The sequence below is a fragment of the Paenibacillus sp. 1-8 genome, assembly GCF_056316205.1.
Window position 1 is genome coordinate 238,903 of sequence record NZ_CM149995.1, and the last position, 19,233, is coordinate 258,135.

General features: G+C 36.4%; 20 protein-coding genes. 13 read left to right on the top strand and 7 right to left on the bottom strand.

The features are described from left to right. The first annotated feature begins 124 nt into the window (after positions 1 to 124). Entirely contained in the window at positions 125 to 565 is a 441-nt protein-coding gene (locus tag AC0WRU_RS01070; RefSeq protein ID WP_476126876.1) for an arginine repressor, read from the top strand. Positions 566 to 675: 110 nt separating this feature from the next. On the opposite strand, the gene AC0WRU_RS01075 is transcribed toward AC0WRU_RS01070, so the two are convergent. Both AC0WRU_RS01075 and AC0WRU_RS01080 read right to left on the bottom strand, forming a co-directional pair. Then, on the bottom strand, positions 676 to 975 hold the full coding sequence (locus AC0WRU_RS01075; RefSeq protein ID WP_476126877.1) for a hypothetical protein: 300 nt from the start codon (positions 973 to 975) through the stop codon (positions 676 to 678). 111 nt (positions 976 to 1,086) lie between these two features. Continuing rightward, positions 1,087 to 1,500 (bottom strand): hypothetical protein, encoded by a 414-nt coding sequence (locus tag AC0WRU_RS01080; RefSeq protein ID WP_476126878.1) that lies wholly within the window; start codon positions 1,498 to 1,500, stop codon positions 1,087 to 1,089. A 243-nt stretch (positions 1,501 to 1,743) separates the two neighbouring features. Here AC0WRU_RS01080 and AC0WRU_RS01085 point away from each other — a divergent pair, with 243 nt between their 5' ends. Continuing rightward, entirely contained in the window at positions 1,744 to 2,073 is a 330-nt protein-coding gene (locus tag AC0WRU_RS01085; protein WP_476126879.1) for a helix-turn-helix domain-containing protein, read from the top strand. Between the two features lie 48 nt (positions 2,074 to 2,121). Here the strand turns inward: AC0WRU_RS01085 and AC0WRU_RS01090 are convergent, their stop codons facing one another. From AC0WRU_RS01090 to AC0WRU_RS01100, 3 genes are all read right to left on the bottom strand, one after another. Beyond that, the gene (locus AC0WRU_RS01090) at positions 2,122 to 3,150 is read right to left on the bottom strand and encodes a hypothetical protein (RefSeq protein WP_476126880.1); all 1,029 of its coding nucleotides are present in this window, start codon (positions 3,148 to 3,150) and stop codon (positions 2,122 to 2,124) included. Between the two features lie 85 nt (positions 3,151 to 3,235). Then, a complete protein-coding gene (locus AC0WRU_RS01095; protein WP_476126881.1) occupies positions 3,236 to 3,751 on the bottom strand; it encodes a hypothetical protein in 516 nt (171 codons plus the stop codon). After that, positions 3,724 to 4,119: a hypothetical protein gene (locus tag AC0WRU_RS01100; protein WP_476126882.1), complete on the bottom strand. Its 396-nt coding sequence runs from the start codon at positions 4,117 to 4,119 to the stop codon at positions 3,724 to 3,726. Before AC0WRU_RS01100 ends, AC0WRU_RS01095 begins: the two co-directional genes overlap by 28 nt. 451 nt (positions 4,120 to 4,570) lie before the next feature. On the opposite strand from AC0WRU_RS01100, the gene AC0WRU_RS01105 reads away from it, so the two are divergent. The 5 genes from AC0WRU_RS01105 to AC0WRU_RS01125 all read left to right on the top strand — a co-directional run bounded on the left by AC0WRU_RS01105 (position 4,571) and on the right by AC0WRU_RS01125 (position 11,562). Further along, positions 4,571 to 5,665, top strand: a complete 1,095-nt coding sequence (locus AC0WRU_RS01105) for a ThiF family adenylyltransferase (RefSeq protein ID WP_476126883.1) — start codon at positions 4,571 to 4,573, stop codon at positions 5,663 to 5,665. Continuing rightward, positions 5,652 to 6,734, top strand: coding sequence for an AAA family ATPase (locus AC0WRU_RS01110; protein WP_476126884.1), 1,083 nt, complete (start codon positions 5,652 to 5,654; stop codon positions 6,732 to 6,734). The genes AC0WRU_RS01105 and AC0WRU_RS01110 overlap by 14 nt, the downstream gene beginning before the upstream one ends. Continuing rightward, positions 6,709 to 7,914 carry an MFS transporter gene (locus AC0WRU_RS01115; protein ID WP_476126885.1) on the top strand — a complete coding sequence of 402 codons (1,206 nt, stop codon included), beginning with the start codon at positions 6,709 to 6,711 and terminating at the stop codon, positions 7,912 to 7,914. Before AC0WRU_RS01110 ends, AC0WRU_RS01115 begins: the two co-directional genes overlap by 26 nt. A gap of 862 nt (positions 7,915 to 8,776) precedes the next feature. Further along, complete coding sequence (locus AC0WRU_RS01120) at positions 8,777 to 10,339, top strand: DUF6119 family protein (protein ID WP_476126886.1); 1,563 nt, start codon at positions 8,777 to 8,779, stop codon at positions 10,337 to 10,339. 284 nt (positions 10,340 to 10,623) lie between these two features. Next, positions 10,624 to 11,562, top strand: coding sequence for a hypothetical protein (locus AC0WRU_RS01125; RefSeq protein WP_476126887.1), 939 nt, complete (start codon positions 10,624 to 10,626; stop codon positions 11,560 to 11,562). Positions 11,563 to 11,573: 11 nt separating this feature from the next. Here the strand turns inward: AC0WRU_RS01125 and AC0WRU_RS01130 are convergent, their stop codons facing one another. Continuing rightward, the gene (locus AC0WRU_RS01130; protein WP_404520870.1) at positions 11,574 to 12,467 is read right to left on the bottom strand and encodes a DNA cytosine methyltransferase; all 894 of its coding nucleotides are present in this window, start codon (positions 12,465 to 12,467) and stop codon (positions 11,574 to 11,576) included. A gap of 236 nt (positions 12,468 to 12,703) precedes the next feature. On the opposite strand from AC0WRU_RS01130, the gene AC0WRU_RS01135 reads away from it, so the two are divergent. The 4 genes from AC0WRU_RS01135 (at position 12,704) to AC0WRU_RS01150 (ending at position 17,656) form a co-directional block, all read left to right on the top strand. After that, on the top strand, positions 12,704 to 13,030 hold the full coding sequence (locus AC0WRU_RS01135; RefSeq protein WP_476126888.1) for a hypothetical protein: 327 nt from the start codon (positions 12,704 to 12,706) through the stop codon (positions 13,028 to 13,030). Positions 13,031 to 13,094: 64 nt separating this feature from the next. Further along, complete coding sequence (locus AC0WRU_RS01140) at positions 13,095 to 14,093, top strand: restriction endonuclease (RefSeq protein ID WP_476126889.1); 999 nt, start codon at positions 13,095 to 13,097, stop codon at positions 14,091 to 14,093. Positions 14,094 to 14,492: 399 nt separating this feature from the next. Next, positions 14,493 to 16,508, top strand: a complete 2,016-nt coding sequence (locus tag AC0WRU_RS01145) for a hypothetical protein (RefSeq protein WP_476126890.1) — start codon at positions 14,493 to 14,495, stop codon at positions 16,506 to 16,508. Between the two features lie 383 nt (positions 16,509 to 16,891). Further along, entirely contained in the window at positions 16,892 to 17,656 is a 765-nt protein-coding gene (locus tag AC0WRU_RS01150) for a hypothetical protein (RefSeq protein WP_476126891.1), read from the top strand. A gap of 54 nt (positions 17,657 to 17,710) precedes the next feature. Here the strand turns inward: AC0WRU_RS01150 and AC0WRU_RS01155 are convergent, their stop codons facing one another. Then, complete coding sequence (locus AC0WRU_RS01155; RefSeq protein ID WP_476126892.1) at positions 17,711 to 17,983, bottom strand: hypothetical protein; 273 nt, start codon at positions 17,981 to 17,983, stop codon at positions 17,711 to 17,713. A 130-nt stretch (positions 17,984 to 18,113) separates the two neighbouring features. Here AC0WRU_RS01155 and AC0WRU_RS01160 point away from each other — a divergent pair, with 130 nt between their 5' ends. Both AC0WRU_RS01160 and AC0WRU_RS01165 read left to right on the top strand, forming a co-directional pair. Continuing rightward, positions 18,114 to 18,341, top strand: coding sequence for a DUF896 domain-containing protein (locus AC0WRU_RS01160; protein ID WP_476126893.1), 228 nt, complete (start codon positions 18,114 to 18,116; stop codon positions 18,339 to 18,341). Between the two features lie 66 nt (positions 18,342 to 18,407). Continuing rightward, complete coding sequence (locus tag AC0WRU_RS01165; protein WP_025686067.1) at positions 18,408 to 18,806, top strand: DoxX family protein; 399 nt, start codon at positions 18,408 to 18,410, stop codon at positions 18,804 to 18,806. Positions 18,807 to 19,233: the final 427 nt, after the last annotated feature.

Genomic DNA, 19,233 nt, shown 5'->3' on the forward strand with positions numbered 1-19,233 from the left:
GCGTAAAAGCCCATAAAAACCTATAAAAGCATTCACTTGCTGGATTTAGAATCCAGAATATCCATGCATAATCTACCATTATACTTATTTATTTCAAATAAAAAAATTGAGGTGTACTATGAAAATGAAAATCGAAGAAGCAATTGAAGACATTATTAACAATAATAAAATCCAGACCCAAACAGAATTGAAAGACAAACTGGCATCTGAAAAAAAAATTAAAATATCTCAGGCTACTCTTAGTAGGGAGCTACAAAACTTGGGTATTACTAAAGAAGATGGTTATTACACGGGGCAGAGTGAAGAAGAGCGAGAAAGTGAGGCTTTTTATGAAACGCTTTGGAAGGGCCTTATTGCGGATGTCCCTAAAAATCATGTTAGCTTTTATGTCCAAACGGAGCCCGGATCGGCAGCTTTACTAGGTAAAATGATTGAGGCAAAATATCCGAGTAGCGTATTGGGGTGTATACCCGGAGAAAATATATTACAAGTAGTCGTGAAAAATAGTGCACGGAGAACTACAATAAAGGAACACCTTCAGAACTTAATAAATAGTGCTGACTAAACCTTCATTTTGAGCCTATTTCTTAAATAAACAAAGACATAGGACCAAGTTAGATGTGCAAGTTGAAAAGACCGACCTAAAGAGGACGGTCTGAATAAAATTAATATTAGTTAGTATTGATTGTTATTACTGCGTTCAGACTCTACAGCGTTATCTTGATCTTTTTTTACACGGTTCCGTTTCACCAGCCAAAAAATGAGTGCGACTACAATTAACGCAATGATCCAAACGTAATAGTTTGAAAAGAGAGCAGCACCTGCCATGAGGATGATGTAAGCAGCGACACAGCAACCCCCGTAAAACATTAAAACTCCTTTGAATCCCCAATATCCAATCGTGAAGATTCGATTCATGATTCGAAAAATAATAAAGCCGAGAATGAGCGCTCCGATGAGTATGAAATCTTCCATTGTGTACGAACCATCCTTTTTTAGTATTTAGCAAGTAGAATTAGTAATCTGACGTTTATTAAAGTAAAGGCTTTTCAAGTTAACTGAATAGCGCTACTTATTGTTAGGTGCTTAGTCATTTCTCCAAAGGTCGATTCCCCATGTGCTTTTGGTTTTGGCAGAAAAGAAAAATCTGAGTGATTCCTTGCTCACATTAAATTCAATTTTGTCACTCGAAAATATTCCCCATTTCAGATAAATGGTATGTTTTCCTTCTGCAAGCGAGAGGACATATTGTTTAGTGGAGCCATTAGAAACACTTGATATTTCTTCATCATCCAGGTAAATCGAATAGTCAAGAAAAGCGCCACCCCAGGCTCCTTCTCTGTTGATGATCAAGGTAACATCGTAATAAGCTTTATCCTCCTCGTTCTTTTCCTCTTTTGAACAACCTGTTAACAAGATAAGAAATAGTAGTAACATACACAGAAACAGAAAAGTTGCTGAACGGAAATAAGGGCCAGCGTTCCTTTGTATAGATTTCATAAAGTCTGTTTGCATCCTTTCTTATTGTTTAAAGAGTCACATCGTGCATTTAGTGTGACAACGTCCTAACCTCCTTTGGATAGCCCACTTGAATATGTGGAAAATAAAACCTAAGTAATTGGTACTATTGTACCATAAAAAGTCACTATAGAGACTATTTTAAGTAATAAATCCCTAAAGTCCCTTGGTCAGTTTTATGACCTCACTTATGTTTGGCTTAGGGTGATAACTGTGAGCATAGTAATGAAAAAAGTTGGAGAAGGCATACGTCATTATCGTAAGGAACGTGGCTTGAGTCAGGAAGAACTGGCACATTTGGCGCGTATAAATGAAAGCTACATTGGTAAATTGGAAAGAGCAGAGAAAGTTTGCTCAATTGAAATGTTATCTAAATTGACAGATGCCCTTGAAGTCTCCTTAAGTGAATTTTTTCGCTATATTGAGCCTACAAGCAAAGACGGAAACCAAGAGATCACCATTTTGGAATTAGTAGTGAACAGATTGCGAGGATGCTCGGTTTCAGAACAGAAAAAAGTATTAAAAATGATTGACGTACTACTTGAAGAAATTTAATTGTTTCCTCAAAACGATTTGTACAGATTCCTTTTTCCAAGATTATATTCATTTTAAATATTTCGGATTAACCTTTATTTGTTCGCTATCGTGTTTACTGTAGAACTTCATGTCACGAGTTGATTGGTTGGCTTGGTCTGTAAAAGCCTGTTGGATTGAGGAATCCCCTGTAGTGAAGTAATCCCTTCCTTTCTGTTTACCAAACAAGGAAATGAGCGCGTATTTAAAGCTGGCGGGATTACAAATGCCTCCAGTACCCATAGGGAGCAGCTCAACGACTTGTCCAATGGTAAGTTTTTGCCCCACCTCTGGCTGCTCGTCCAACAATGAGAGTAGGCAAGCAAACAGGACGTCTGCATTGGAGCGTAAAGTGATTTTCTCCAGGTCATAGTGTTCTGTTTTAGCGTCACTCCAAGAGAATTGCCAGATGTGAGGCTCACTGGTGGTGTAGCTGCTGTCTACATTTTTGTAAGCATGACGATTGCCGTAGGCTTTTAGAAAGCGGTCGAGTTGTATGCGGTTGTGATCACCAAAGGGAAGCTTGGGTAAAATGGCGCGGAAGAAGCTGGAGTAGTTTTCAAGGTCAAGTAACGAACGTGACAAGCTACGGTCGTTTTCCTGGTGATTGATCGTTTGAAGCAATTCGTACATGGCTTGAAGGCGATGGGAGTCCGTGATTTCGTATTCGTCAGGACGCATGAGGTGTAAAAGGAAGGAAACAGCCTGAAATCCATTCGTCCAGTCTGTCAGCCGATCTTCCCAAAATTGAAGGATGCCAGCGGATTCTGATGGCATCTTTTCTGTGAACTCCGACCACAGCTTGATGATGTTTCTAACCACACTACTTTGTGCAGAGGGCAGGTCTTTCCGTTGCCAGCCACCGAATGTCCAACCAACTATTTGCTTTAACACTGTTGGTGTCACATTAGCTGGATCACACAAAAGACGCTTCCATTCTTCCAAAGGATATACGGGATATCTGGCATATGGGAAGCGTGAGAGATGTGTATCTATCTGCTCTTGAATGAGAGCAACGAGGGCGCGTTTTTCTTTTTCCGTGAAGGTTAACGTTGACATGGTTTTCGCTCCATTTCTACATGAAATAGCGACAGCATGGACATTCACATGCCCGTACTGTCGTTTTTTGGTTGGTAAGATTAATTTACAAGGAGAACGGATCATCTTCTTTTGCACTCTGTATGAACAGAATGCGTTGCTCCGGTGTAAGGAACGGGTCTTCTAGCGCGATGTAATAAGGATCGGCTAACTCATTCACCCAACGCAAGGCATCTGCAATTTCGCCGCCATGAAATACAGGGCTGTCTGACAATACTTCATCCTCTTTTACAATACCTACAATTCCAGTATCCTGGTCTATCGTCACAAACAAGTTCGTACCATCCACGTATCTGTTTGTTCCACTCTGATCGGTTGTTCTGACGATCACACGCACAAAAAAGGCCTGTTCGGGATGGAGCACTTCATGCTCTTCCAAACAGGCGGGTAGGAACTGATTTTGATTGTGAATGAATGATCTAAGTGACACCGCCATGATCCAGGTATTTCCGTACGATTCTGGATCATTGATAATATCCCCGTTGTATTCAATGACCTCTTTTAGCTTGTTCAGTACGTTGTCCTCATTTGCCTTTAAACTTCTGCTTGTTCTTTTAGCCATTGTTCGGCCTCCTTGGGGTGAATTCCGACTTGTGTGAACAGGGTAATGATGTAGTCATTGGTGTTCATGACGGCGATTTTGTAGATTTGGGTATTGCCGAGGTCGTACAACTCGACGTATTCAGGGCAACTACCGAAAAGCCCGTCGTCTTCTCGTCTAAAACCTATGAGGCTAAGATCGTGTAGGTTATCCCCTGTTTCAAGGATGATGATGGGGCCGTAAGGCTGGAGGGAGAAATACGGATCATCTTTGTCATGGAATGAGTCGCGAAGCTGGGTGAAGTAATCCTGGATGTGTTTTAAGAAAGTGGGGGGGAACGGAGAGTATTGTAATGAGTCGATGTCTTGCTGGGTTTGAATGATGCGCACAATGTAACCTCCTAAAAGAAAATAAAGCCTCACTTATATAGGGCTTTTCAAATTAATAATATCTATTTTTTTTCATAGTAGAGACGATTTATTTTAATAATTGTTTTTGTTAGAAGGAAATTATATAGAGAGAAATCAAATAAGTTAATAAATCGAAATAAATCAAAGAAGAGGCGATAAGGAAATGTTCCTTTTATTTGGAATAAACTGTTGCATCAAAAAGAAAATAATGCTATAAATAAAATGTAAGTACAATTATATACAAAAGGAGGTGAAATATCTTGAAAACTACTATTAAGGTAAAAAATATCTCTTTAGTTCAAGCAAGTGAGGCTGTAAGCCAATCAGCTGTAGTTAGTCAAATGATGCCTTAAAACCAAACAAAGCCATTGAGGAAGGCCGTAAAGGCCTCCTTCAATGACTAAACCAATAATATAGGAGAGATATAATTATGGAAAATATATATTATAAACTGAATCCGAGTTTTCGTTGTGAGCTGGATAAAAATAACATCTTAATTTTACATATCCCACAATTAGGGAGTTTAGAGTGCCGAGAAAACAGTGATTTTTTTGTAGATTTGTTACACTTAGTTAATGGAAAAAATTCGGTGAGCGATATTTTTGTGAATTTAAAGGAATTGAATTATGAATTAGAAATTGAAAATTTAAATCTAATTTTAGAGGATCTTTCTCGAAAGAATATAATTAAGCCAAACTTGGATATGGCAGAACTAGCAAAAGAGTTTCTCTCCCAGCATGAAATTATGAAATATGATAGACAAATAAAAAATTATGCTTCTTTAGTTGATAGTAATGTGGACGACGGTATTAGATATCAGAAAAAACTCAAAAATTCTGTAATAAGTGTTATTGGAGTAGGAGGGATTGGTACCTACTTGTCTTATTCCTTAGTTGCCATGGGTATTGGTGAGATACGTTTAATTGACAAAGATGAAATTGAATTAAGTAATACTTCTCGGCAGATGCTTTACGATGAAAATGACATTGGAAGGCTAAAAATTGATGTTGCAGAAGAAAAATTAAAAAAGGTAAATCCTAAAACTATAATTAAGAAGAAAAATATTTTTGTCAATCATCAAACTAAAAATGAACTAAGTGAGTTCCTGAGTGGTAGTGATATGATTATTTGTTGTGCGGATATTCCAAGAGGTGAAATTCAATATATTGTTGACGAATTGGCTCATTTATTAGATACGCCTTGGATGACCTATGGCCCGTTCCATTTCCACAAAATTTTCTGCGGCCCCTTAATTATACCTAATAGAACAGAAAGCTTTCAAAGCCTTTTTCCGAAAAAGGATGTAATTTCTAATAATAAAATAGATGAAATCAACAACCGAATTGAATCAAATATTATGGATCCGTTTAATGGATTAGCTGCGAAAGTCGCATCAATAGAAATTATAAAGTTCATTACTGGTTATAGTGAATGCAGAATTATTAATAATCGTCTAATTATTGATACTGATAATTGGAAAGTTCAGAATTATAGAACTGGAGATAACAACGATGAACTCATTTGATGTAAAAGAAATTGTTGAACTATATAAAAAAAATGTAAAAAATGATAACTTCACGTTATATGGTTTTTTTGAATTCATGAATGATAACCATTTAATGTTAAAAAATAGATTCGATCTAAAACGCATAGAAAATTATAAAGGGAAAAGTTATAAGAGTATATTGGAGAATTTTTTTGCTTCTAATAATATATATAATTTAAAGAATTTTGGAACCTATTTGAAAGAAATAGATTCTGACTTTCATAAAATATTTGAAAATATAGATCTTACTGAATTAGAAAAAAATATTGATATACAAAAAATAAACTTTATTCATAATGTTGGATATAAGTTACCTATTAATCAGAAACTATGTGTGGGTAGAGATAATGAATTAGAGTACTTTGATATACTTATGAGTAGGAAATATAAAAATAATTCTATTATAATAGGCGATCCGGGGATTGGAAAGACCGCTTTTGTTAATCATTATGCTATTAACACTGATAAGGAAATATGGTGTATAGATTTACCGCGTATTATTTCAGACACTAAATATCGAGGCGAATTCGAGAAAAAAATGACTTTTATACTTGATGAGGCAATTAAATTTGGAGCCATTTTATTTATCGATGAGATCCATATTTTATTAGGTGCTGGTATGACTGAAGGTGGAATTTCAGCGTCAAATATCTTGAAGCCGTATCTTACGAATCCAAATTTACAAGTAATTGGTGCTACAACGACTGAAGAATTTGAAAATTTCATACATGATAGAGCACTTGAAAGAAGATTCAATATTTTCTATTTAAAACCATTGGAAAAAGACAAAATGACTATAATAGTTAATAATTTAAGTGAAGAGTTTAATTTCCCTTTTGAAGAAGAGAGTACAATTAATTTTGTGTATGATATTCTAAATAAACAATTAAACCACAGAAGTTTTCCAGATAAATTGATAGATTTTTTTGATTTTTACTATACTTACTTAACAAAAAAAAATCTTGATGCTTCTAGGGACCATATTAACCATATTTTATCTATTTATTTAAACGGAGGAGCTAATGAAAAGTCAGAAGAGCGAGTTTAAAATTTCTGTTTTTTTTATTACACTTTATGTTCTATTCGAATTGTTCAGAAGCTTTTTTCAAGCTATTTACTCTATTTACTATTTAGATAGAGGCTTATCTATTGGTGATGTGAGTTCAGTAAAATCATTTCAAATCATTGCTCTTTTAATATTTGCTTTACCAGCAGGCTATTTGTCGGATAAATTCGGACGTATGAAGATTTTAATGCTTTCAGCAATTACGATGTCGATTAGTTTCTTATTGTTAGCTAAATCGGAAAGCTATTTAAATTTTGCTGTATCTGAATTTATATATGGAATGGGATTTGCATTTTCCTCAGGTACCTTACTTTCATATATAAATCAGTATCAAGAAGAGCAAAATGTCAGAATTAAATCTAGTATAATGGGATATACCATTTCCCTCTCCAGTCTTATGTCATTCGCAAGTGGGAGTATTGGTGCATTTTTTTATAAATATGATATAGAGATACCTTTTATGGTAAGTTTTATTGGCATGTTATCCTATCCATTTATAATAGTTATTTTGATGAGAATTTTTAGTCTGAAGGATAATAAAGTTGAAATTAGAAATTCAACCATAAAGAGTAAGTCTAATGGGTATTCAGAATTAAAACGTCGTGAGTTTTTTATATATTTACTAATCTCTATAATTTTTTCAGGTGGGTCACAATTCATATATCAGTATTGGTCCGTTTTTTTTATAGCTCAGAATGGTTTTGATTCAAATTTAGCTTACGCATGTACTACCGCTTCATCAATAATAGGAGGTATTATTTTCGCTAGGCTTCTTCCGAAGAAAAGTATATTCGTTTCTATAACCATAACATGTCTATTATTATTATTGCCGTTGGTGTTCATGAATACCAATTTTACTATTACTTCTCTTTTCCTTTTCACTCTTTCTCAAATTGGGAGAGGCATGATGTTTAGTTTTATTATTAAAATTGGAAATGACATGGCATTTCTTTTTATTAATAAATCGTTTATGTTTCAATCGGTAAGTATAATTACACAAGTGTTTAATATAGTGTTTTTGTGGTATAACCCTTTATTATTGGAAAAAACGAGTATGATATCTATGTTCCATTATACTGGAGTTATTTATATTTTATTAATCCCCTCTCTTTTTTTGCTTTACAAAAAAATTAATTTATCTTCTAATCTCAAAGTTAGCTAAACTGACTCTTATTCCATTGGATATTTTGGATACGGTGGATTGTAATATGAATTGCAATACCTGCTGAAGACATAAAATAGCGACGATAGCGACTATGGTGTATAGTAAGCCTTTGTCGGTATCGTTGCTAAACGTTATTGATAGATATTGGATAAGTACATATAATTGACAATATTAAAACGGAAGGGATTGGACTAGCATGGCGAAAAATACTGGCAACGACTACAGAAAAGGAGCTGTAAGAGATAGATCTCAAACTTACAATCCTAAAAATGACACGTGGGTTAAAAGGGATGCAAGTAACGGAAGATTCCTAGAAGCTAAAACGTCTGATAACACTCCTTTTAAGGGAGTTAGGAAGGAAAAGTAACTTTTTGATAGAGGGTTAGTAATTTTAATATGTGTGGAGAACAGAGAGTAGTTTGTCTGTTTTCATTGTAAGCGAAACAAATTTAACTGATTGATACGCTGATTCAAATAAAAGCGGCGGTTGAAGCAGAAGTCATTCTGTCTTGACCGCCGCTTTTTTTTAGCTGATCCAGTTTGGATTTTGTCTATGTGATTTTAAGTTGAGCCTATTTTATATTCATTCAATTTTGAATTTATTATCTTCCTTTGAAAAAAACAAATATACCGACATAAAACGACAAATTTTTCATTGGGTAAATGGTATTATTACTTTTGTACCTCCCTTCATGTCAATGAGTAATACTAAAGTAGGTATAATTTATCAATTAGCTCTATAAATAATTGGTATGCTTCGCTTTTAGAGTATGGATATGAAGTAACAAAAATACCGGAAAGTCTAAATTATCCTGATAGAATTTGGGTATTAATTCCTTAATGAGGGTGTGATACATAGGTGAAACTATCCATCTATTTAATGAATGAGGATGTAAAACTATTTAGACAGGCTTTGCAACTTAAGTATTTATCTGGTGATGATGCATTTTCAGAAGTAGAAAGCCCTGTTGATTTGGATTTTGAATGTGTTGCATATGTGCAAAAAAACAAATCTAGAGTGCCTAAATGGGTTTCGTTTATAGATGGGCATTTTGATGTGAACTCTTTGGGCTTAATGAATGCTTCTAACTCTTTTATATTGTTATTGCGAGTTAGAAATCGAATTTTTGGAGTTCCATTTGGTTATGGCTATAGTGTTCTTGATCGATCAAAAATAGAACCTAGTTTTGGATTAAAGGTAACCCTGAATGTCATAGACCCACAGCGTATCGAAACTTTGGATACTAGAAATATTGATTTAGTTACCAAACAGAGGAGAACACATGTAACCGTAGGAAGCACAGTATCTGAATTGGGATTAAATCAAAATATAGATTGGGTAAGATTTGTAAGTGGCAAACCTGTATCTAAAGATTTTGCAACTAAGTTGTCGGGTTCTGATCCATTGTCCATAACAACTGATGTAAATTTGGGGGATTTAGGTAGTCTATGTGAGGACTTATTGCAAAAATTTCAATTAGACGAATATAAAAAGCAATTTGAATTTGTCGACTATCTTCGACCACTTAAACGATCTGACCCTAAGGTAATAGAGCTAGATATGAAATTAAACCAAATTATAGAAGAAAGAAAAACGGACAAAGTAACTGTGGCTCTGCCTGAAATTCCAGAAAGCAATGTAGATCGTTATAAGATCTTTTGTGGTTATCAAAACGATTATTTAGAAGAGGTTACTCTAGAAGCTATTTATGACTTTTTAGAAAAGGTCAATAATGAGGAGTTTTTTCAGAAAGTCTTTATCGTGGGAATGGATAGTGAGGATAAGCCGGTAACTGCTAAGTTTAAGCTCTACGAGTTTATAGTAGCTGAAATTCGTAACGAAGTCGAAACATTTGTTCTTTCGCTGGGGAACTGGTTCAAGGCAGATAACAACTATGTTGCTAAAATTAAAGACTTGGTGGATTCGATTCCTGACGTAACAACACAACTCAACATACCTCCTATACGCAAGGGGGAAAGTGAAGGAGAGTTTAATAAAAGAGTCGGCGAATTAAATGATTGGGCTTTGTTTGATAAAGAACTCATGTATTTTAGTGCTACTGAGAAATATGAAATTTGTGATCTTTTAACACTAGATAATCGGTTTTTATGCGTGAAAAAAATGAGCAGCTCAGCAACACTTAGTCATCTTTTCGCACAAGGAAGCGTGTCAGCTAGATTGTTACGAGGAGATTCTAGAGTAAGTGAAAAAATTAAATCAGTTTGTTCCCAACAATGGCAGGGGACTGGATATCCTTTACAAGGTATTCCCCAATTTGTATATGTTATTCCGACTCTAAAAGAAGGCGCGATTAGTGACTGTTTGTTTTTTTTCAGCTTAATAAATCTTGTTGATCATGCACGTTCCATAAAAGAAGTCGGGTACGATGTGGCTCTTTGTAAAGTGGAATATGATAGTTAATTTCTGAGCATTTTGCGTCTGTTGCTTTTTTGAGGTCTTTACACAAAAATTGAACTGGCAACATATAAGAAAACGTGGCTCACTATTTAAAGGGCTAATAAATTCCCTAAAATTTGGTTAGGAAAAATCTTACCCATACTGTAGAATAAAAAATATGATATAGAATTAGCTATATTTTGGTGTAAGGTTTTCTGAATAGAAACCAGAGAGAGTATATGTAGTAATGATAAATTAATGCCTCATAGAAATAATGAATTCCAGTATGAATGTGAGGGGTCAATACGATGCCAGTTGTAGTTGCAGAATATTTAGGACAGCGAACAGATGTTGATGAAGTTGAGATCCAACCTGTTGAAGAGGGTTCGGAGGTTCAGTGTCCATTCATGGCTGGATATTGTAGCAAAGTTAAAAAGAAGTTAAAGCCTGTCTGTTCCGTACGGAAAACAGATGGTACGGTATGGATTACTTGCCAACATAGGCTTTGTGCCACAATGAAGGGGCCACTGACCAACTATCAGTCAGGGGTACTACTTGATATAGCACGTACAGTCTTTCATACTTCAGTGAAAACGCATGAAGTATGCGTTCGGCGTGAGGTTAGAATGGCAGTGAATGACGGTACAGATTATAACGCTGACTATATAATGACGTTATCCTCAGGAAGAAGCCCATATCCAGGTCCGGACAGATTTGTTCTAGAAATGCAGGGTGGTGGTGAAACATCACAAACGGGGAAAATTACCGCTCATATTGCGTTATGGGAGAAGGCGCCATTAAGAACAAATGAATTGTTGAGGCAGCCTGTTCCCGCTGGAACTATTGAAACTAATGCTTGGCGAAGGCAACAAGAACAGTTTATCGTTAAAGGAAATATTTCTATGAAGACGTGGAAGGGTTACGGTATTGTATTTTGCGTAGGCGCACCGCTATTTGACTATTTGAAAAATAAGTTAGTAGATGCAAAACTGCCTGATTTGCGCTCGTATAACTGGACTTTAGCATTAGTTGGCTTTTCTGAAGTCAATGATGGAGAGCAACAATCAGGACCAGTGCCTTATAAGGTAGACCGTGAGAGATTATTGTTTACTAATTACCAAACCTTTGTACAGGCTCTCATTAATCAGGGAGAACCCAGTCTAGACGCTTTCTCAGGGACATTTATGACCTTGGATGGAGGGTTAGTCCAGATACCGCGTGATGGAGTAGTTGAAGGGCGGATTTAGCCGCCCTTCTTTTAGTTATATCTCTTTTCAACTTCTAATATCCTGTGTCCGATCCATTCAATTACTGGAACAGCAACAGCATTACCTAAGCTTCTGAATCGATTTCCGTCCAGCCTACTGGAAACCCCTGTAACTTCTCGTATTCCGAAGGGAGCATCCGTCTGACAGACAGCATCTGAGCTTCCTCGGGAGTCAAGTGTATAGGTTTCACCATCATTTCGGTATCCTTTAGCTTGGGGTCCTGCTGAAGCCTTTCGTCCAATTCCGGCATGCTGGATAGAATAGAGATTTGCAGACTTATTGCTCTCGCTAATGCTAAGGGGAGAGGCTTTCGACGCTCCCAGGCCCTGTCGAGGAGCGATTGCAATTGGTCCCTGTTCAAAAAGTACTTCAGCGGCGCGCTGGCTTCGATAACTTGCGATAATGTAGACTCTTCTACGTCGTTGGGGTGTTCCAAAGTATTTTGCATCCAGTACTCGCCATGCGACGCTATACCCGAGTTCATCCAGTGTGTTGATGACGACTCTGAAATCGTTCCCGTGATTGCTATTAAGGAGTCCTGGAACATTCTCGATAATAACCCATTTAGGTCTTCCTTGTTCAATAAGCTCTGCATATTTGTAGAAATGTCCGCTTCGGTCTCCTTCAAGACCTTTGCGTTTTCCTTGATTGGCGAGAGAGACGTCTTGGCAAGGGAATCCTCCGCACCAGACTTCTGCTTGTGGAACTTCGTCGATTGAAACGTCATTAATATCACCCACTAATTTAACATTTGGCCAGCGTTTGCGGAGTACTTTTTGACAAAAAGCATTCCATTCACACTGAAAAACAACTTCCATACCTGCGCGTTCAAAACCTAGATCGAAACCACCAATACCACTAAAAAATGACGCTACTTTTAGCATTGGGAGCACCTCCTAAAACAAGAACATTTGTTCTTATCTATTTATTCTACGCAAGAAAGTAAAAATCCTGCTTCGACATTTTTTTGTGTGTTGTAAGTATATCACATGACTTTTTTTATGGCCAGCAAAAAGTGTAGATAGTTAGTATTTGGTTTCAAATAAGTTAACGGTAGAAAGAATCAATACTATTTTTAGTTGGTATAATTAAAATATCTGATCAATGAGGGGGTTAGTCTGTGTCTTCAATACAATTTGATCGTGCTAAGACTTCTGTGGGTCTATCTAATTTTGTGCTATTTTTTGACGACTATCAAGACTTTTATAAGCAGCATATATCATCTAATACTAAAGATACAAGAAAACTTGCCCAGAAGTTATTAGACAATAACCCAAGAGCTAGATCTTTGGGTGCCCAGAAGACTAGAGTTGGTTATGCGGTCGAAATTTTTAAGAACAAGTGGGAAAAAGACATGCTACAGGCCGTAATTGAGTCTAACCATTCAGAAATTACAGAAGAAATAAGGAATAGAGCACAAGAGTTAATAAGATTACTAAATCAATAAACCTGGCAAAATTCAATTATCGTAGAATCACTATCAAATTGTAAATACTTTAGGAGGGGACTTAATGGAGAAATGGTGGATGGTAAGGGCAGGAGATAACAATGAGTTGGTACCTGAGTGGCTTGAAAAGCAGGTTGCAACAATTGGCTGGAGTTCTCTTGGTAACCCAATGCAATTCTTAAATAGAGATAAGCTGATTGAAAAGGCGCATGATGTATATTCCAAGGAGAAGCCTAAAGCACGTATTGGGTGGGGACACCAAGTATGGAAGTTTAGTAGAGAAATATCCGTTAACGATAACATAATTACCTATTCAAAAGAAAAGCGGGAATACATAATAGGGAAAGTAAACAAGCCTTACCTGTATGATCCAGTGATGGTCAATGATTACTATCCAAATGTGATTGGAGTTAAGTGGGAATCCAAACGTATTTCGCGTGATCAATTATCTCAAGGAGCTAAAAACTCTCTTGGGGGAATATCCACTGTGTTTCGTGTTGATACCTGGGGAGATGAGTTTGAGCGTTTACTGTCGGGAGATTCAGCAGTCTCATCTTTTCCAACGGGGTTACCTAATGTAGTAAATGATGAGTACATTGATAATTCGGATTTTATCCAGCAAGCAATAACATTGCTAGAAGATGCAATAGATAGACTTGATGAATGGCAAATGCAAGATTTGTTTGGAGGTTTACTTGAAGGTATGGGTTATCAAGTCCGAATTAGTCCCAAGGGACGCGACGGTGGTGTTGATATTATTGCGCACCGGGATGCATTTGGATTTGAAAAACCGATAATAAAAGTTCAGGTGAAGCATCGTAAGGCATCTGCTGGTAGTCCGGAAATTCAACAACTACTAGGTTCTAACCCTATGGGGGCCAGCAGTTTGTTTGTATCTACCGGTGGTTTTACCTCGCAAGCCAAGAATGTTGCCAAGCAGCATGGTGTAAAACTTGTAGACCTATCTGAATTAGTTGAGTTGGTTGGGGAGTGGTATGAAAAAATGTCACTAGAGAGGCAGTCTTTATTACCTTTAAAAAAGGTTTATATCCCGAATGTATAATAATAATGTAGCGAAATAGGTAATGAAGTTAAGCTACCTCCCCAAACAATCTCAACATCACGACACGTCGAATTGTGGATTTACCGTGCCACGGTTCAGATGTTAGAACCCTTGTCCAATTAAAACCACAATGGTTAATGTTGGACAGGGGCTCTACTCGTTCCTTTAGACGGATAGCTTTATTAATTTCTTGGGTGGATTTTCAATAAAATTGTCGAATTCCATAGCATCATAGATTATTGGTCGATGGAATAGTGGGGGACAGATTCACACCTCAATTAAAAACAAAATTGGTTAATATCAGGTAAAAAGTTAGTGCATTTGCTTTATCTATTTGAGACACTTACATTCACAAATATTTCAGTATAGGATTGATGGGTGTATACGAGGGGGATTAAAATGAATGATTCTGAAATATTAGCATACAAGAAGGCTCGGTTTGAAGGTGAAATTATTCCGAGTGATGATGTGTACCCAAACAGATTTTATATTGGAAAAAACAGCCTTGGATATACTTCCATTATTTTGTTTGATGAGGATATACGTGAGCGATACATTGACTATTATCACAAAACCTTCGATCTTGTTTGGGACGGGGTTTACTTGCTGTATATAGGTCAAGTCAATCAACAACGTTATCCCAACTTCAAAGGTTCTCTGCTGGCTATTTCTTTATCGCACGATAAGGGATATCCTGAGGAAATTCAATACAACACAATTGAGCGTTATGATGGTGAGTGGCGAAATGGAGTTATAGTTAATGGAACATACACTTCATCTAGCGGACTATTAAAAGTGAATACTGCCTTCGTAAATAGCTCGCTATATGAATTCTTTATTAATGGCATCATGTATGCGCTTAGTAATCCAGGGAAGCGTACAGTCAATTTAGAAATTTCTTATAAAGGTTCATTTAATAAGGATCTGCTATTCCACGGAAATAATGGGGAACTTAAGTTATTTTATCGTGAAGATTATATCAGAAGAAATTATTACGAGACTGGAAATATTTTATTTAAGGGGAAATTTAAAAACGGATCTATAATTTATGGTGATTATGAGGGTCCCTATCTTGGATACGAAGATTTATCTAGTAAGTATGCGAAATATCATGGTTCATTCTTATATGGTATTCCTCATGGTAATGGTAAGCTCCAATATAACTTAGGCGGTGGACACTATAGCCATGAACGAATGGAATGTGAGTATTCTGGAGAATTTCAAAAAGGCTTGCCATTCGGAGTGAATGGAAATGAGAAAATATGTGATAAGGATTTTGATGTAACTATTCATCTAAAAGGTTGTTCTTATGTGACAGAGAACGATGAAAGACCATTTTTAGAAGAAGTAAAAGAAATTAGTTTTATGGGCAACAGTATTTTTGGTTTTAACCCAGAAATAATATGTTCCAATCAGGTTACTTTTGAGGGCTATCTAAATCATTCTACTCTTACGGATGTTATTTATATACCTGAAGACGTGCATCAAATGTTGGGTCAAGGAGACTTATGTGTTCTTACAAAGGGATTAGCTAATAGAATCTACAGAAATTACGATGGTGAAATTAACCTTAATGGTACCTATCGCTATGGATTGGGAAGGGTAATTTTAGATGGCACATTTACGTGCCTTGATGAAAGTAATCAGAAAATTTTATATGAAAAGTGGAGATGTGGATATCTGATCGAGTCTTCTGAATCTCCATTCGACACCACCGATGTTGGCATTGCTAATATCGGTAATATACTAGCAGATGAACTTCTTGATGGGAGTAAGGATGCCTTTAAGCGAATGCTTTCTTCAATTATGGCGAGTAAAGTGATCGACAGTAAAATATTTGTGCTTTACATAATAATCGGTATACTTTCAACTTTGTTGAAAACAGGTAAAAATGTTTTGTTAAATAGATATGTTTTAGGTAACAAAGAAGGATTGGCTCGTGCCGTTTTAGCAGGTATTCATTCAATTAAAGGTGAGATGAAAGAAATTGACATAGAGTTAGCACGTTACCAAGAGGAAACATCGCGAACAACTGATTGGCATCACATAACAGAGAGAAGACTTGATGATTTTCTTGAAAGACATGATAAAGAGATAATAATGAGCCGACTTAAATATACGAAAAAGTTATTCAAAAGAACAGATCAATATTTCCGTGATGTATTAAAACTTATGGAGGAAGAAGGGTATAAGACGATTTCTTCCTTGGGTATGAGTGTCGATAATTTAGCTCGCGATTATAACAAGGTGCTCGGCCTATTTCATGAACTTGAAGCAATAGAATTAAATGAAATTCAAGATAATGACATAACGGCACTGGACTCTAAGATAGACCTGTTCAAAGAAGCTTATTTCAGATTATTTCATATAATTGAAGAAGCATTACAAAAAGTATATAGCATTTTAACAAAATAACTTTTATTATAATCTGACTTATAGAAATTGCCTGATTCTAATGATAATATGAAAGGTGCTATTGACAGCTTTTGATGTAGAAACTGAGGAGCTTGTATTAAAGTATGAAAAAAGACTTCATATACGGGTCTACCTAATCCGATTTACTGGAGTGTAAAATAATTCTAAGCGATTGACTGTATTGACCAAAGAATAGCTACGATTCCTCACCGAACTTCCGAATCATCACGCCGCGGCGAATTATGGATTTGCCAAGCCACGGTTCGCATTTATGAATCATGTCCATGCACAACTACAATAAAAGGTGTTGGACAGGGGGCAATGCGTTTCTCATCACGATTACTAATTACGTCAGCAAAGTTATTTTGACATGAGGAGGAAATATGAATACTAACTATCTTGAATATTCCCTAATCCCTACTAACCTTCTTATGGCTTCAAGTATTGAGTTTGATCCTAATGATGAATGGATTGAAAAGATAAATATAAGTAGCATGCCGGGACAGTTTCATTTTAACCTTAGATTTGAATTGAGGGATAATGCAATTAATCAAAGTCAGGCCCAACTTAAGCAAAAATGCAATATGCTACTTGCTATTATTGAGGATGAGCTATCATTTTCATACGGAATAAAGCTACATCACCCACATTTTTTAGGATTATATTTAGATGGAAACAGACAACCTGCTACACATCAGGGAATAATTATTGCATCGGTAACGTTATCAAAGTCTGATGAAGAATCATTACTCAACAAAATATGCGAGGCTGTTCAAAACCGAAGTAGTCACGTATATAAGCGCTTATACCGAAACGTTCTCCAAATATCAGATCCTATAGCCCGATTTATGCTTCTATACAGTTTAATGCAACTTGCTTTAGAAGCTGATAATCAAAAAGAAGTAGACGATTTTATTAGGATAACAACTTGGTATGATTCTACTTTAGATCGTATTACTACAAGAGAAAGAGCAAACTTCAACGAAACAATTTATTCTTGGCTTAGAAATGCAGTTGGGCATACCCAGGAGTCTTATATAATTAGGGGAAGAAGCTACAGTTTCGAAGAAATTCTTGAAGAGATTGATAGATTTGTTGATGTACTTTCCTTAATTACTAGACAAGCAATTGAAAATAACAAAATTTAGCCAACTGATATTCATGATGCAGTTTTTTTACCACACTTGTATGTGGCTATTATCTTATGCCACTGCCCCAAACATCCTCAACATCACAACACGTCGAATTGTGGATTTACCGTGCCACGGTTCGCCTCCATCGATCAAATCCACAACTTGTAGCTTAAAGATGACTTCTACGTGTTCTTTGTAGACGATCACCTTTTCTACATAGCTGCCGATGAACTTCTTGATCTCAGGAAGGTTCCGGCTGGTGATGTGGTCCTGAAAGCCAGAAAGCAGTTGTCGCAGAGCATCCTCTGTGATGGCTGCTTTTTCTTTTATCTCTGAAAGCAACCCAAGGGTTGATCTTCTTTTCTTTCGAATAAGTATTGACACGGATAGAAAAGTATTATATCTTTATATCAAGATAAATAAATTTAAGATATAACCGATCAAGAAAATTATAAATATGGAGGGTATACACATGCTTACAATTTTAAAAAGAATTAATCAGCTTGCAAAAAAAGAAAAAGAAGTTGGGTTAAGTGAAATTGAAAAAAATGAACAAAATGATCTTCGCAAAGAATACCTTCAAATATTTCGGGGTTCTATAAAAAGCATTCTCCTGAATGCTACTATTTATGATCCGCATGGAGACGATATTACTCCTGAAAAATTAAAAAAAGAACAGGCACAAATAGTACAGCAATGAACTTAATTTTGCCAAATATCTTTAATTTAATAATCTTAAAATAATATGATATGGAGAGTGATTTTTATGTTGGCAAGTGGATTGTTACTGTTACGTTTGGTGGTTGGATTGTTGTTGGTTGGGCACGGAGCTCAGAAACTTTTTGGCTGGTTTGGCGGTTATGGTCCAAAAGGTACCGGCGCTTGGATGGAATCGGTCGGAATTAAACCGGGAGTATTCATGGCCGTGTCCGCTGGCTTGATGGAATTGCTGGGAGGAGCACTATTTGCTTTGGGACTACTCACTCCATTGGCAGCATTGTTCATTACGGTGACTATGCTCGGAGCGATTTTCAAAGTACATGGCCAAAACGGGATTTGGGCAACAGCTAATGGCTATGAATATCCGCTAGTTCTGATTGCAGTCGTAGTCGGTATCGCATTGACAGGGGCGGGTTCATATTCCATCGATGCAATACTTAAATAAAACACTATGAACCTGCTGAATCTTTGGGTCAGAAACTAATGCACCAGAGTGGTTTGAACCGCAACGGGCTCATTTGAAACAAACCTGCATCCTATTGAAGTGAGAACATTAACAGATACAAAAGTGAACGAAACGGCTGCTGTTTTATCCCATAGAAAGATGAAGTTGCTTATACACAGAAGCCAGTAAAGCGATCATTGTACCTAGTATGAAGGAGGCCAAAGTTCAAATCATTTGTTTTGAAGTGGACTTCATATACAACTTCTCTACCTAAATGGCAAAGGTCACGTGGATGGGAACCGCCAGGTTTAGAAAAACGGTACGTTCTGCTCCTGGCTAAGTTTATTTCACACGTCTTCGATCACCATAATCCCCTATTCGTCGTGTGTATCTCTAACTACTTAGACGAATAGGGGTAATTTTTTGT